Here is a 13,449-nt window from a genome sequence, read left to right as displayed (position 1 = left end):
ACGGTGGAAATCGTCCTCGCCCAGCTCCTGCCGCTCGCGAACACGATCTTCTGGCCGTTCTGCCGGATCGCCGCCGCGCTGGCCGCGTCGCCAATTCTGGGTGAGGTGATGGTGCCGGTGCGCACTCGCCTGCTGATCGCGCTCATCCTCGCACTGGTCGTGCAGCCAGGTATTCCGACGACGCCGGCCATCGACCCACTGTCGCTCGCAGGTGTGGCGGCCGTGGCCGAACAGGTGCTGATCGGCGGGTTGCTCGGCTTCATGTTCCATTTCGTGCTGTCCGCGCTGCAGATTTTCGGTGCAATCGCATCGTCGCAAATGGGCCTGTCCATGGCGCAGATCAACGATCCGATGAACAGCCAGATGGGCGACGTGCTCACCAGCGTGATGTACGTGGTGTTCATCCTGCTGTTCTTCGGAGTGGACGGCCACCTGATCCTCGCACACGTGATGGCGCGCAGCTTTGCGGTGTGGCCGGTCGGCAGCTTCGCGTTCGACCTGGGCACGCTAAAACATCTGGCATTCGCGGTAGGCTGGATCTTCTCCGCCGCCGTGGCACTGGCCTTGCCGGTGGTGTTCGCGACTCTGGTCGTGCAGGTGGGCCTCGGCCTGCTGAATCGCGCGGCGCCAGCCCTGAACCTGTTCGCGCTGGGTTTTTCGGTCACGACGATGTTCGGCCTGTTGCTGCTGACGCTGCTGTTGCCGTCACTGCCGGCCCACTACGGCCGCATGGTAGAGCACGTGCTAGCAGTCTACGATCAACTCGCCACGCAACCCGTCGACAGCAAAGGGGCGCGATGAGCCAGCAACAGACCGGCGACAAGACAGAAAAAGCCACCCCCCATAAACTGCGCAAGGCCAGGAAAGAAGGCCAGGTTGCGCGTTCGCGCGATATCGGCACGGCCGTCGGCATTCTGGTCGCGCTCAAACTGATCGTCTTGCTGGCACCAGACTGGCTGATCGAGCTCAAGCGCATCTTCGCGCTGTCGTTTGCCGACCTGTCCGGCGACGGCGCGCTCGACAACGCTGGCTCGATACTGTTTCCGGCTGTGCTGCTGTTGATGGGCAAGATGCTGGCGCCGCTGGCCGCAGTACCGGCGGGCATCGTCGTCGCGTCGCTGGTGCCTGGCGGCTGGACCATGAGCAGCAAGAATGTCATGCCGAAGATGAACCGCCTGAACCCGCTTTCCGGACTCAAGCGCCTGGTCTCCGGCAAGCATTACATGCAGTTCGGCACAACCGTGCTCAAAGCCGTCACGTTGACGACGACGCTCTTCATCGTCTGTCGCGCCAACCTGAATGGCTTCATCCGCCTGCAGGGCGCGCCCCTCAGGGATGCGCTGGCCGGCGGGGCAAACCTGTTTCTGACTTCCGCGCTCACGCTGACGGGCATCATTGCCGTGTTCGCACTGATCGACGTGCCGGTGCAGCGGATCATCTTCATGCGCGGCCAGCGCATGAGCAAGCGCGACATCAAGGACGAGATGAAGCAGTCCGAAGGCAAACCCGAGGTCAAGAGTCGCATCCGCCAGATCCAACGCCAGCTCGCGCGCCAGGGTGTCCGCAAGACGGTGCCGACCGCCGACGTGGTGGTGATGAACCCCACTCATTACGCCGTCGCGCTCAAATACGACGAGTCGCGCGCGCAGGCACCCTACGTGGTGGCCAAAGGCGTCGACGAGGTCGCGCTGTTCATTCGCGACGTCGCCCGGAGGCACGGCGTGGAAGTGCTCGAACTGCCGCCGCTGGCACGCGCGATTTACCACACCAGCCAGGTCAATCAGCAGATTCCGGCCGCGCTGTATCGCGCCGTGGCTCAGGTGCTGTCCTACGTGCTGCAGATCAAGGCATTTCGCAGCGGCAAGCGCGGCATCGCGCCATCGCCGCTCACCAGCCTCACCGTTCCCGAACACTTGCAAAAGGCCCAATCCCGATGAATGTAACTGACTTGCTCAAGCGCATGAAGTTTGCCGCCCCGCTCGCCCTGTTCGCCATCCTGGCGATGGTGATCCTGCCGCTGCCGCCCCTCGCGTTGGACATCATGTTCACGTTCAACATCGTACTGTCCATCGTGGTGGTAATGGTGGCCGTGACCGTCAAGCGACCACTGGATTTCTCGGCCTTCCCGACCATCATCCTGGCCGCAACGCTAATGCGGCTTACATTGAACGTCGCCTCGACGCGCGTGGTGCTGCTCAACGGCCACACGGGTGCAAGCTCGGCCGGCCAGGTGATCGAATCGTTCGCCAACGTGGTGATCGGCAGCAACTTCGTGGTTGGCCTGGTGGTATTCGTCATCCTGATGATCATCAACTTCGTGGTGGTCACCAAGGGCGCGGAGCGCATCTCGGAAGTGTCGGCGCGTTTTACGCTCGACGCGCTGCCGGGCAAGCAGATGGCCATCGACGCCGACCTGAACGCCGGTGTCATCACGCAGGAACACGCCCAGCAGCGCCGCAAGGAAGTCACGACCGAAGCCGACTTCTACGGCGCGATGGATGGCGCATCGAAATTCGTGCGCGGCGACGCCATCGCCGGCATCCTGATCCTCATCATCAACATGATCGGCGGCGTGCTCATCGGTGTAATCATGCACGACCTGCCCACGGGTGAGGCATTCCAAAAGTACGCTCTGCTGGCAATCGGCGACGGCCTGGTAGCGCAGATTCCGGCCCTGCTGCTGTCGGCCGCCGCCGCCGTGATCGTCACCCGCATCAACGATTCGCGCGACTTCGAGGAACAGGTCGGCCAGCAATTGCTGGCCTCGCCGGTCGTGCTGTTTAGCGCCGCCGCACTAATGGCCGCGCTAGGCCTGATCCCGGGCATGCCGACGTTGGTGTTTCTGTGCTTTTCAGCCGTGCTGGGTTATGTCGGCTACCGGATGGCCCGACGCCCGTCGCCCACCGCGACGGCCAGCGCGGAAGATACCGCCCGCGCCATGGAGGCCACACTGGCTGCGCCAGGCGTTAACTCGCTCGATTGGAGCAGCCTACCGTATGTGGATACAGTGTCGGTGTCGCTCGGCTACAAACTGGTGGAAATGCTCGATCGCGTACAAGGTGCGCCACTGATGCGCCGCCTGCAGGGCACGCGACAAAATCTGTCTGAACAGTTCGGCTTCCTGCTGCCACCCATTGGCGCGCGCGACGACATGAGCCTACCGCCCTCCGGTTACGCCATCATGCTCAACGGCACTGCGCTGGCTCAGGCTCAGGTTCAGCCGGGCAAGCTGATGGCCATTCCGTCGCCTACCGTCTATGGCGAGCTGGACGGCACGCCCAGCATTGATCCCGCCTACGGCATGCCTGTCATCTGGATCGAGCCGGACCAGAAAGCACACGCGCTCGGTCTCGGCTACCAGGTGGTCGATTGCGCAACCGTGATCACCACTCATGCGACCAAGCTTATGAGCGAAACCCTACCCGAGTTGTTCAACTATGACAACGTGACCGCCATCATCGAACGCCTGACGGGTATTGCCCCGGCGCTGGCCGATGCGCTGGGCAAGTGCCTCACGCACATCCAGTTACATAAGGTGTTCCGCATCTTGCTGGCCGAGAACGTGTCAATCAAGGACATCGAAACCGTGGCCGCCGCGCTGGTCGACGCTGCAGACACCACCAAGGACCCGCTACTGCTCGTGGCCGAAGTGCGTTGCGCGCTGCGTCGCCAGATCGTCGCCGGGCTGGGTTCCCATCAAACGGCGCTGAGTGGCTTCAGCCTGACGGTGGAACTCGAGAATATTCTTCTGAGCGCGCTGAGTCGGGCGGAGCAATCGGCCACACGTGTGCCGCTGGACAATTTCCCAGTCGAACCCAACGTGCTTTCACAGCTGCAGACCCATATGCCGGCGGTGGCTGAACAGATGAAGCAGATGGGTACATCCCCCGTGCTAATGGTGGTGCCGCGCATTCGCCCAATGCTGGCGCGATACGCCAAACTGTTCGCGCCAAGCCTGGCCGTGCTCTCATACAACGAGATTCCCGACAACAAGGAAGTCAGCATTGTTGGCACGCTAGGATGAGGCGTTGGTGCATTAATCCGGCGGTTGCGCGGCGGTCTGACGTATTCGCGGGTTAGATCGGCATTTCGACGGCTGGCGGGCCAATCAAGCCCGGGTAAGCGACATCACCTTCGTTAGGACCAGCGAGGGCTAGCTGTATCGGGCGGCGATCATCGATCTGGTGAGCCGGCACATCGTCGGCTGGTCGATGCGGATCAACGCGAATCTGGTCTGCCGAACCTGTCCGCATTTTTGTGGGCGAGGCGGTTGAACAGCACGTTATCCACGCGCCTGCATAAATCGCTCGCCGAACAGGATAGCAAACTGGTTCATTGCTGATTTCCAGTCGAACGCGGACCGCACGGTCTTGGCCAGTACGTTGCGCAGCGCCAGCCAGAGCAACTTGATGGCCGCCTCGTCATTCGGGAAGTGACCACGGGTCTTGATGATCTTGCGCAACTGCATGTTCAAACTTTCTATGGCGTTCGTGGTGTACACGACCCGTCGAATCTCCGGCGGAAACACGTAGAACGGCACGACGTGCTCCCACGCGCGTTGCCACGACTGCACGATCGTCGGGTACTTCGCGCCCCACGGTCCGTTGGCGAAGTCTTGCAGCGCCTGCCGTGCCGCCTCTTCGCTGGCAGCCGCGTAGATCGGGCGCAGCGCGGCGGCGAGCACCTTACGGTCCTTGTAGCTGGCGTATTCGAGGCTGTTGCGGATCAGATGCACGATGCAGGTCTGAACGGTGGTCCGCGGATAGGCCGCGCTGATGGCTTCGGTGAGCCCCTTCAGGCCATCGACCACGGCGATCAGGATGTCCTGGCAGCCGCGCGTCTTCAGTTCGTTGAACACCTTGAGCCAGAACTTGGCACCCTCGGTCTGCTCGATCCAGAGGCCCAGCACGTCGCGCTGGCCGTCGGCCTGAATGCCCAAGGCCAGATAGACGGCCTTGTTGCTGACCACGCCGTCGTCGCGGATCTTGACCCGCAGCGCGTCGAAGAACACGACCGGATACATCGTCTCAAGCGGGCGGCTCTGCCAGCTCAGCGCTTCGGCCATCACCTCGTCGGTGACCGAGCTGATGAAGTCGGGAGACACCTCGGTGCCGTAGCTCTCGGCCAGAAAGGCCTGAATCTCGCGCACGCTCATGCCGCGCGCGTACATCGCGATGATGCGTTCGTCAAAGCCGGTGAAGCGGCGCTCATGCTTGGGAATCAGGATCGGCTCGAAGCTGCCGTCGCGATCGCGGGGGACTTCGACCCGCACCGGACCACGATCGGTGATGACCGTCTTGCCGCTGGCGCCGTTGCGCTCGTTGGCCTGCCCGGGCGGCGTGGACTGGCCCGGCGGGTAGCCCAGATGCAGATTCATCTCGGCGCCCATCGCGCGCTCAATGACTGCCTTGTTGAACGCCAGCATCAGGTCCTGCACTTCGGCCGGCGTCATTGGCCCCTTGACCAACTGGTCCAGCAGTTCCTTGGGCAGTTCAGGCAGCGGCCCGCGGGCCGCTGCCTGGGACGCTACCGTTCGTTTCTTCTTCATTGGCATATCCATGACTTTTACACCTCATGATATGCCCCGCCCACAAAATGACGGATAGGTCCGGTCTGCAAGGCGTTGCGCAGCGCGTGCTGGCGACGCAAACCTCCACCGGGACTACCGATCGCGGAGTCCAATACGCCAGTCACGCGTACCGGAAATTGACCGCCGCGTTCAAGATAAACGTTTCAATGAACCGCCGTGCCAACGCTTGGGATATCGCCCCGATGGAGAGCTTCTTCAAGACGCAGAAGGTCGAACGAATCTCCCAGACTCACTCTACGAAACGCGCGCCCGCGCCCGCCTGGATATCGGCGAATGGATCGAGGGCAATCGCAATCGGCAACGCCTGCATATCGTGGTCGACTTCCGTGCCCCCGTCGACTACGAAGCTAGCCTGATCGCCGCATGAGTTGCTGCACGTGAAAGCGAGGCAGGATCAAACGCTGACGGACGTCGTTAAAGACCGCATACTGCTCATCCTGATGTGCCAGCATCAACCTGCCTCCTAAAAAGAGTCGAGCCTAACACCCGTCGTTGATTACATGTGCAACACCACCTTTACGCGCCACAGCGCCGAGCGATGCCTCTGTTAACAATTCGGGTCCGTGCGTAGATTCTCGATCTTTGCGTGCGAGAACATGCGCAAGGACAAGGGTACGACACAAGAGCCAAAGGCGTAGTACCGCGTCAGAAACTGGACGACGGACAACGCCGGCCTGATCAATCGAGGCAACATCACCACATGGATTGACGATGATGTTCTTGCGAACGTGCCGGCCAGCTCCTTCGTATAGACCGCTTTGGGATTTCGATTCATCCTTGCCTCCGTTTCTCAATGATACGTAACGTCGGCTTGCACTTCTCCTGCCGACCTCATGCGTGTTATCTGCAAGATGCAAAAGGATTGTTCGCGTATTATTGCAATAATCCAAAATTACCCAGGGTGACAATTCTTATAAATTGATCGACGGCAAAACGTAATGGCTCATACTGCAAATAGCCAGCAAGGCCGACTCGCCAACAATTTGCTTTTCCATGCAGATTTTATATTTTCAATGAAAATTTGCAAGGAAGGGGGCAAGGCACGTTAGCTTCGCAATACCTCCCTGACCTATAGCAAACATACTTATCAATTTAACAGTCTTAATTATAAATTATGCAGATAGAAGGCAACCGATTCAACCGCAACATCAGTCATAGCGAGATTATTAAAATTGGAAATGCCCAAAGCAGAACGGATGTAGGTAGTATTTGGGGGCGTATTGTTGACTGGTTCGCCGGTTCCAACAAGGAAGCCGCCAAATCTGCTCTGTTTGACCTACTGCACGCGGATGTCACTGATGAAGTCAAGCTTTCCAGCTTCAACCGACTTCAGCAAGCGGCTGCGACAGCCTACAGAAGTCGCTTTGACTACCAAGTTATGAGTGTCGATACTGTACGTATCTCAATCCCGGAAACAGGATTAAATATGAATCTGAGCGTTCCGGGTGGAATACCGCTTGATACGATGAACTTTATTTTGGAAGGGTACGGGGAAGACACCACGGAAACTCGCATGAACGTGCTTAGGCGTGATGTACCTCGCGCAAACTACCACATCGGAGACGTTGATACTTTCTCGGTAGGTGACGCCGTCCCAGATGACACCAAGGTAGAGGCAGTTGAAAACTTCGCAAACGCGAATGTAAACGAATATCAACGAAGAATGCTTGGCACCGTGGCAACCCAGTCATCCACAATCGCGTTAAAGAATGTGGCCCTGCAGCAAGATAATAGGTTCATACCTATCGGAAACAATCACCTCCAGGAATTTACTATGCGCAAGCTGATATCTGGGGACATTCAGGTTGACGTTCACTACCGGAACACCGTTCCCCCACATCTTCGCGACTTTGCTGCCGAAGAAAACGCCCACACGTACACCGAACTCAACGCCACATTCATTATTGGGCAAGAGCATACGCACTGCATTCGTGCGAAGTTTTCGGGCAGTAGTGATCAAAAAACCTGACTAATAAGTTGCGGGGCTATTAAGCAGCTGGCCGCTCCATTACCGCTCTGGGGTGGCCCCCTGAATCTCCGGACACTCGGCACCCCTTAAACCAGTAACCAGCTTTAATCTTACTGTGCCGGTAAATTAATCTTTGTCACTGAACAAAACGGACATCGCTGGAGCCGGCGCGCGATGTATGCAGCGATACGCCAGCGCAGTGTGGTAATGGAATCAGCCACGTGGCGCTGCGCGCGCTGGGACCCGCGTGGCAAGTAATCCGAGGGTAAGGCAAATGGGTCGCGATTCGCGGAGTTTTTTTAGAGACGGTTTCAAAAAGGCCCCGTGGGGCTGTTAACTTTTGCGGCGAGCTGTTAACCTCAGGCATCGGAACACCCGAGACCGAGGAGATGGCCAAGCCGATCATCGACGATGAATTGTGGACACTGATCGAGCCGCTGCTGCCGCAAACCCAAGCCGCGGCGCGAGAAGAACCCAGGTCGCCTGCCGGTTTCGAATCGCGCTGCGTTGACTGGCATCCTGTTCGTTCTCAAGACCGGACTGCGTTGGCGCGACCTGCCTGCCGAGATGGGGTGCGGCTCGGGCGTGACGTGTTGGCGACGGTTACGCGACTGGCAGGCCGCCGGCGTATGGGACCGCTTGCACGAGCTGCTGCTCGCGAAGCTGCGAGCGGCAGACCAGATCGACTTCTCTCGAGCTGCGGTCGATTCATCCTCGATCCGTGCCGTTGGGGCGGGCCAAAAAACTGGGCCAAACCCTACCGATCGCGCGCGACCCGGTTCCAAGCACCACATCGTCACCGACACCAACGGCACCCCGCTCGCCTCGATCCTGACCGGCGCAAACGTCAACGACGTCACGCAATTGCTGCCGCTGATCGACGCGATTCCGCCGATTCGCGGATTGCGCGGCCACCCACTGCAAAGACCGCGTGTGGTCTACGCCGATCGCGGTTACGACTCCGAACGCCATCGACGCGCGCTGCGCAATCGCGGTATCGAGCCGGTGATCGCCAAGCGCCGTACCGAACATGGCAGCGGCCTTGGAAAATATCGCTGGGTCGTTGAACGCACGCATGCCTGGCTGCATCAGTTCCGCCGCCTCCGTATTCGTTTCGAGCGCCGTGCTGACATTCATGGCGCATTCCTCAAACTCGGTTGCTGCCTGATCTGCTGGAATACCCTCCGGCGCGCCCGGCAGCCTTTATGAAACCGTCTCTTAGGCTAGGGATCCGCATATCAACAAACACATTGTCGTACGAACCGCCACGCCAGCGGCTCACGATTACGCTACTGAATTCTCAGGTATTGCGAAAGCGATCGAGCAACTCGTACTGAACTGGATCGTCGGCGCATTGACCACCACCACATTCGAGCAACGTCGAGATGAGATTAGCGATGGTCACGAACGCAAAGATTGCCATCGCGATTCGCCCGAACAAACTCATTGATGCTGGCCGCGCACTCTTCTTCGCACTACGCAACACAAGCAGTCCAGCCACGAACAATACGATCAACACCGACGCGATTACGCACCACGTGTAGAAATGCAGCCCCCACAGTGCAGAACCGTAAGCAACTGAACCAGGCGTGATGTGCAGCAATACCTGCCGCCCCGCGATTATCCCAGTCACGACCGCGCTAACGAGTACAAATCCATAATGCATGGAACGTACACCATATCGCACGTTCATTGCGAATCCGATTCCAACGAGGATCAACCCAGCACGCTGCAGCAGGCAAAGCGGACAGGGCAATTCGTCGAACGCAAGTTGATAGTAGAACGCGACGAGCAGTGCCAAACTAATCCCCATCAATGCAAGCGCGTCCAGCATATCGCCCGTCATAAAGGTGGAACCATAGTCGTTTCGGCGGATTTTCGTATTCATCGTCGGTATGCCTATCAAAGAGACAGGTTAAGCGAATCTGTCGCGTGATGAGCGAACGAGGCGAGCGTCACGATCAATGTAACCAGGAACAACCACGTCGTCGTACGTGGACGGATACCGCATATCATCGATACGATCGATGCCAGCGACATCAAGAACGGAAGAAACATGAACATTTCGAATCCTTCGGGTAAGTGGCCAACAAAGATAGTGTGACGATGCTCGACCGAACGACTGCCTGTCCGTCATGTGTCACGGGTTGCGAAAGGGATTCGGGCAAGCGCTCGTAGTCTCGCGCGAGCCTGCGAAAACGGTTGACCCAGCTGAAGCTGCGTCCGACTACCCAGCGCCCTGGCAGCAGCACGACGCCCTTCCTCGCTTCGGACAATTTGATGACCTGCAACTCGATGCCTTCGTCACGCGCGGCCTGCGCCGCACCTTCGCCGCTATAGCCCTGGTCGGGAAAAGCGAGCTTCACCGCCTGGCCCGTAGCCTGCTGAACCTGTCGGGCCAGTTGTTGCACCTGAGCACGCTCCTGCTCGTTGGCAGTGGTGATATGTACCGCCCAATGATGCCCCAACGTGTCAACGGCCATGTGCACTTTGCTACCGTGTTTGCGTTTGCAGCTGTCATATTTCGCGCGCGGACCGCTCTCGCAGGTCGATTGCAAGGTCCGCCCATCGAGAATTACCACGCTGGGTTGGCTCCGACGTGCATGTGCCACACGCTCTTAAAACGCTCTAATGCCGGAGGCTAGGTGCGTGGCATCAACCCGTAGTCGATACCAACGCTTATGTGCCCTTCATCGCCTTATAAAACGTGCGCTTCGCGAAATTGCCGACCAGACCGAGCGCCCTACCCGCTGGAATTTCTGTGCAGTCTTTTTGAAGCCTTCACGAAGGCCCTTGCCGCCTACTGAGTTGCCTGTCCGAATTTTCGCAGCAGCCGACGGAGCGAAGTGCTGGCGAACTTCTGAACTGCGCTTGTCCGCCTGATCGACCTCGGGCAAGTGTTGCACGTGATGATCATTCGGTGGGAAGGTAACGCCGGCGCCATGGTAGCCAACCACGCTGGGTTGGGCAAATCCGACTCGATTGAGCTCGTTACTCAACGTCTGAGCGAACGGTTCTCTCGTTGCCACCTTTGCCCCGAACACACCAAATAAACCACCACGCTTTGTATCTGGCTTGGCGGCACGCACCAGGTCTTCAGGGTGGAACGACATCGGCTTTCGAGAATCGGCACTATAGCAAGCGGTAACGCGGATGTCGGAGAAAGCCTTATCAAGCCCTCCATCGGCCAATTGACGCGCGACGTCTTTGCCCTTAACCATCCCTTCAAGACATTTCGCGTCCGCGGCCAAAATATCCATGCCCGCACCTCCATGCCCGAGAATATACAGCTTATCGTGGCTAGGCCGAAGACGTGATAGCGCCTGACCGGCCTCGTTGCTACGAATTTCGATCCGTTCGAGTATTTCGGCCTGCCACAAGAATTTTCGGCTCGCTGCTTCCGATTTGTCGAAAACATCCGCCCCCAGTTTCTCTCTCGCCTGGCCATATGAAAAATGATGGTCGGATTGGAATTGTTCAATCGTTCTGAAAAATTTCGAACCACTACCCCTCAATTCACTGACTTGCTTCTCCCTAAATTTCTCCAGTAACACCTGATCCTCATCGTTGCGAGCAATCAGCGGATAGAGCTGCTTGCCTTTGTAACTGCGCGCCAAATTTTTACCGAGGGCCTGCGTCACGATATCCTTTGAGGCAAAGGCGGCATACAGCGAGCCCGATTTTTGCGAAGATGGACCCAAGAGTAAACTATTGGATGCGCCCGTTATCGGAATTCGTCGAGAATTTTGACAATCATTGCCAAACCCGATAGATTGAGAACTCCCTCTACGATTAACATTCACTGAATCCAACAACACTCTCTCCTCCTTTCAGTTCTAGCGCCCTACAAAGCTGACCAAGTTTAACAGCAAAACTTTCAAATACGGTCTGTAGATCGGCGTCATGTTGCAACAGGTCCAAGTTAACGATTGCCTTCCATTCATACCCGTGTTCACCAAGCGCCAACGTCGGACAGCCCCCTTCAACCCCTTCAATGGGTGTAGTAATAACTGGCACAAGTGCAGCACCACGATCCTGCAACCACGTCGCGCTCAGCTCTGGCAGCAAACTCCATATCCATAGCCTACCATCCAGATTCGACAACATTACATCTGGCAAGTTCTGGATTTTGACAACAATAGTGCCTTGCTCATCAAGACCTTTCAGTTGACTCAGCGATACCCCATACGTCGCCAACATTTCACGGATTATTTTATTAAAATCCATATGCACATGATCCGTCAAAAAATTGCATGTTTTTTATAAGCACGTAAAATTAATTATCTTGCAACAGCCTTCGCTTATCAAGCCATCGAAAGACGTGAGCGCTCGACGCAATCAGAGAAATCCGAAGAATATTCAATCCGCCGATTCGAAAATATTTTCTTAGTGCGTGCTATCCACTTTTCATTCGCATGGCCGTGCAAGGGCGATGGAAAAACGCAGGGCCTATCAGCGTGACGTAACGAACGAAGAATGGAGCTTCATAGTGCCGTATCTGACGCTAACGAAGGAAGACGCGCGGCAACGGCAATACGGCGAGTTTCCCGCCGCAGGAGGCCGTGTACCAGCAATGCGCAGGCTGCTTTGAGGTAATGACCGGCGCCGCGCTTGATCATTCGTGTGACATATAGACGTCAGGGCCAACCCAGCGCGGTAATTCTCGATGGGTGGACCTTGCAATCGACGTGCGAGAGCGGTCCGCTCGAGAAATCGAACTGACGGTATATCTCGATTATTGAACCATCGTAAAACGTGAGCGCCCGACGCGATCCTTGATCGCCATACCATCAGGCCCAAATCACATCCGCAGCCCTTCGTCGATTAGCGAATGAATTCATAGCGGACTTCTTGCCGCTCGTGGCATACATTGCATTTCGGGATGCAATCTCAGAGCAATGCATTCCAGCATGAAAGGCCAACCACTGACTGACTTGACCTGGATCACCGCACGTAATCGATGCATGACACCAAAAATCGATGAGTGAAATGGAACCATTTCACCCTCATCAATTGGACATTCGACCCAACTGGTTCGCGAGAGCGACAACATCATTTTAATCAATCGATCCTAATAAATTGAACCTCAACACCTGATACGAGTTTTTCCCTTTGAGAGCTTTGAGAAATGTGCGGCCGTCGCTCCCAACGACGTTTGACATAAACATCATGAATCGCCGCAGCATAAGCATTACTCAGTGCAGGTGTAATCGAATGATAAGCGCCGACGGCACGCCATGTATCTCCATACCGATCGATCTGCCTTCGCAGCAAGGCGGCACCGGCTAACGCGTTAGTAGCTGGGTTATGCAGCCTCTCTGGAGCAATATTTTTCTGCTCGAGATATGCGAAATTGACCGAGTTGATCTGCATCAGTCCGACGTCGATGGATCCGTTGCTGTTTTTATGCAACGCACTCGCATTCATGCCCGACTCGCGATATGCAATCGCCCTCAACACATCCGCATTTACCTGATATTGGGCTGCAGCGGCATCAATGCAATCGGCACAAGCGACACGCGCATGTATTGCGATGCACGCCAAGATGACCCTAACCGCGAGTGACCAATAGAGATGTCGTTCGATCAACTTGCCCCACATGTTCTAACCCAACCTCATTCGCGTATCCATATCGTCAACACCGCCGTGTCAAGACCGCAGCAAGATCCAACACGGTAGAAATACTAGAAATTTGCCGCCTATCGGCCGACACCTGCCAGCACTCCTCAAGCGACATCACAAGTTCGAGCAACGCAAGCGAGTCCATCTCGAGATCTTCGATCAGGCGATGCTCGGGAAGAATCTGGCCGGTGGGCACGTCATGCAATTGCATGATCGCCGTGCGCACAGCGTCCAGCGCGTCTATGTTGCCCATCGTTTACCGCGGCCT

General features: G+C 57.1%; 12 protein-coding genes and 5 pseudogenes. 9 read left to right on the top strand and 8 right to left on the bottom strand.

Annotated elements, in window-relative coordinates; all coding sequences use genetic code 11:
• The first annotated feature begins 3 nt into the window (after positions 1 to 3).
• The 4 genes and pseudogenes from fliR to GD429_RS31445 form a co-directional block, all read left to right on the top strand.
• A complete protein-coding gene (fliR, locus tag GD429_RS31460; RefSeq protein WP_321575025.1) occupies positions 4 to 801 on the top strand; it encodes a flagellar biosynthetic protein FliR in 798 nt (265 codons plus the stop codon).
• Positions 798 to 1,937, top strand: coding sequence for a flagellar type III secretion system protein FlhB (gene flhB, locus GD429_RS31455; RefSeq protein WP_152862968.1), 1,140 nt, complete (start codon positions 798 to 800; stop codon positions 1,935 to 1,937). Before fliR ends, flhB begins: the two co-directional genes overlap by 4 nt.
• On the top strand, positions 1,934 to 4,024 hold the full coding sequence (locus tag GD429_RS31450) for a flagellar biosynthesis protein FlhA (RefSeq protein ID WP_152862966.1): 2,091 nt from the start codon (positions 1,934 to 1,936) through the stop codon (positions 4,022 to 4,024). Before flhB ends, GD429_RS31450 begins: the two co-directional genes overlap by 4 nt.
• Before the next feature lie 52 nt (positions 4,025 to 4,076).
• A pseudogene (locus GD429_RS31445) lies at positions 4,077 to 4,259 on the top strand (IS3 family transposase); the annotation flags it as partial.
• 23 nt (positions 4,260 to 4,282) lie between these two features.
• Here the strand turns inward: GD429_RS31445 and GD429_RS31440 are convergent.
• The gene (locus GD429_RS31440; RefSeq protein WP_415748965.1) at positions 4,283 to 5,554 is read right to left on the bottom strand and encodes an IS256 family transposase; all 1,272 of its coding nucleotides are present in this window, start codon (positions 5,552 to 5,554) and stop codon (positions 4,283 to 4,285) included.
• Between the two features lie 57 nt (positions 5,555 to 5,611).
• On the opposite strand from GD429_RS31440, the pseudogene GD429_RS31435 reads away from it, so the two are divergent.
• The 4 genes and pseudogenes from GD429_RS31435 to GD429_RS31420 all read left to right on the top strand — a co-directional run.
• Positions 5,612 to 5,957, top strand: a pseudogene (locus GD429_RS31435) (IS3 family transposase); the annotation flags it as partial.
• A gap of 229 nt (positions 5,958 to 6,186) precedes the next feature.
• Positions 6,187 to 6,324 (top strand): annotated as a pseudogene (locus tag GD429_RS31430) (IS5/IS1182 family transposase); the annotation flags it as partial.
• Positions 6,325 to 6,704: 380 nt separating this feature from the next.
• Positions 6,705 to 7,559: a hypothetical protein gene (locus GD429_RS31425; protein WP_152862962.1), complete on the top strand. Its 855-nt coding sequence runs from the start codon at positions 6,705 to 6,707 to the stop codon at positions 7,557 to 7,559.
• A 389-nt stretch (positions 7,560 to 7,948) separates the two neighbouring features.
• A protein-coding gene (locus tag GD429_RS31420) for an IS5 family transposase (protein WP_152862960.1) occupies positions 7,949 to 8,768 on the top strand; the annotation gives its coding sequence in 2 pieces (ribosomal slippage) (positions 7,949 to 8,005 and positions 8,007 to 8,768; 819 coding nt in all).
• Between the two features lie 91 nt (positions 8,769 to 8,859).
• Here GD429_RS31420 and GD429_RS31415 read toward each other — a convergent pair.
• From GD429_RS31415 to GD429_RS31400, 5 genes and pseudogenes are all read right to left on the bottom strand, one after another.
• Positions 8,860 to 9,447 carry a disulfide bond formation protein B gene (locus GD429_RS31415; protein WP_152862958.1) on the bottom strand — a complete coding sequence of 196 codons (588 nt, stop codon included), beginning with the start codon at positions 9,445 to 9,447 and terminating at the stop codon, positions 8,860 to 8,862.
• A 14-nt stretch (positions 9,448 to 9,461) separates the two neighbouring features.
• Positions 9,462 to 9,575 carry a DUF5993 family protein gene (locus tag GD429_RS42150; RefSeq protein ID WP_415748964.1) on the bottom strand — a complete coding sequence of 38 codons (114 nt, stop codon included), beginning with the start codon at positions 9,573 to 9,575 and terminating at the stop codon, positions 9,462 to 9,464.
• Between the two features lie 134 nt (positions 9,576 to 9,709).
• Positions 9,710 to 10,174: pseudogene (locus GD429_RS31410) on the bottom strand (transposase); the annotation flags it as partial.
• Positions 10,175 to 10,249: 75 nt separating this feature from the next.
• Positions 10,250 to 11,374: a hypothetical protein gene (locus tag GD429_RS31405; protein ID WP_152862956.1), complete on the bottom strand. Its 1,125-nt coding sequence runs from the start codon at positions 11,372 to 11,374 to the stop codon at positions 10,250 to 10,252.
• The gene (locus GD429_RS31400) at positions 11,352 to 11,786 is read right to left on the bottom strand and encodes a hypothetical protein (protein WP_152862954.1); all 435 of its coding nucleotides are present in this window, start codon (positions 11,784 to 11,786) and stop codon (positions 11,352 to 11,354) included. Before GD429_RS31400 ends, GD429_RS31405 begins: the two co-directional genes overlap by 23 nt.
• 205 nt (positions 11,787 to 11,991) lie before the next feature.
• On the opposite strand from GD429_RS31400, the pseudogene GD429_RS41325 reads away from it, so the two are divergent.
• Positions 11,992 to 12,263, top strand: a pseudogene (locus GD429_RS41325) (IS5/IS1182 family transposase); the annotation flags it as partial.
• 357 nt (positions 12,264 to 12,620) lie between these two features.
• On the opposite strand, the gene GD429_RS31390 reads toward GD429_RS41325, so the two are convergent.
• Together GD429_RS31390 and GD429_RS31385 are read right to left on the bottom strand one after the other, a co-directional pair.
• On the bottom strand, positions 12,621 to 13,160 hold the full coding sequence (locus GD429_RS31390; protein WP_152862952.1) for a lytic transglycosylase domain-containing protein: 540 nt from the start codon (positions 13,158 to 13,160) through the stop codon (positions 12,621 to 12,623).
• 34 nt (positions 13,161 to 13,194) lie between these two features.
• On the bottom strand, positions 13,195 to 13,434 hold the full coding sequence (locus GD429_RS31385; RefSeq protein ID WP_152862950.1) for an acyl carrier protein: 240 nt from the start codon (positions 13,432 to 13,434) through the stop codon (positions 13,195 to 13,197).
• Between the last annotated feature and the right edge of the window lie 15 nt (positions 13,435 to 13,449).

This window comes from Burkholderia sp. BE17, assembly GCF_009362305.1.
GTDB classification, from domain to species: Bacteria; Pseudomonadota; Gammaproteobacteria; order Burkholderiales; family Burkholderiaceae; genus Burkholderia; species Burkholderia pyrrocinia_C.
Note: the sequence above shows the minus strand (reverse complement) of the source record. Positions and strands in the feature narration are given on the sequence as shown.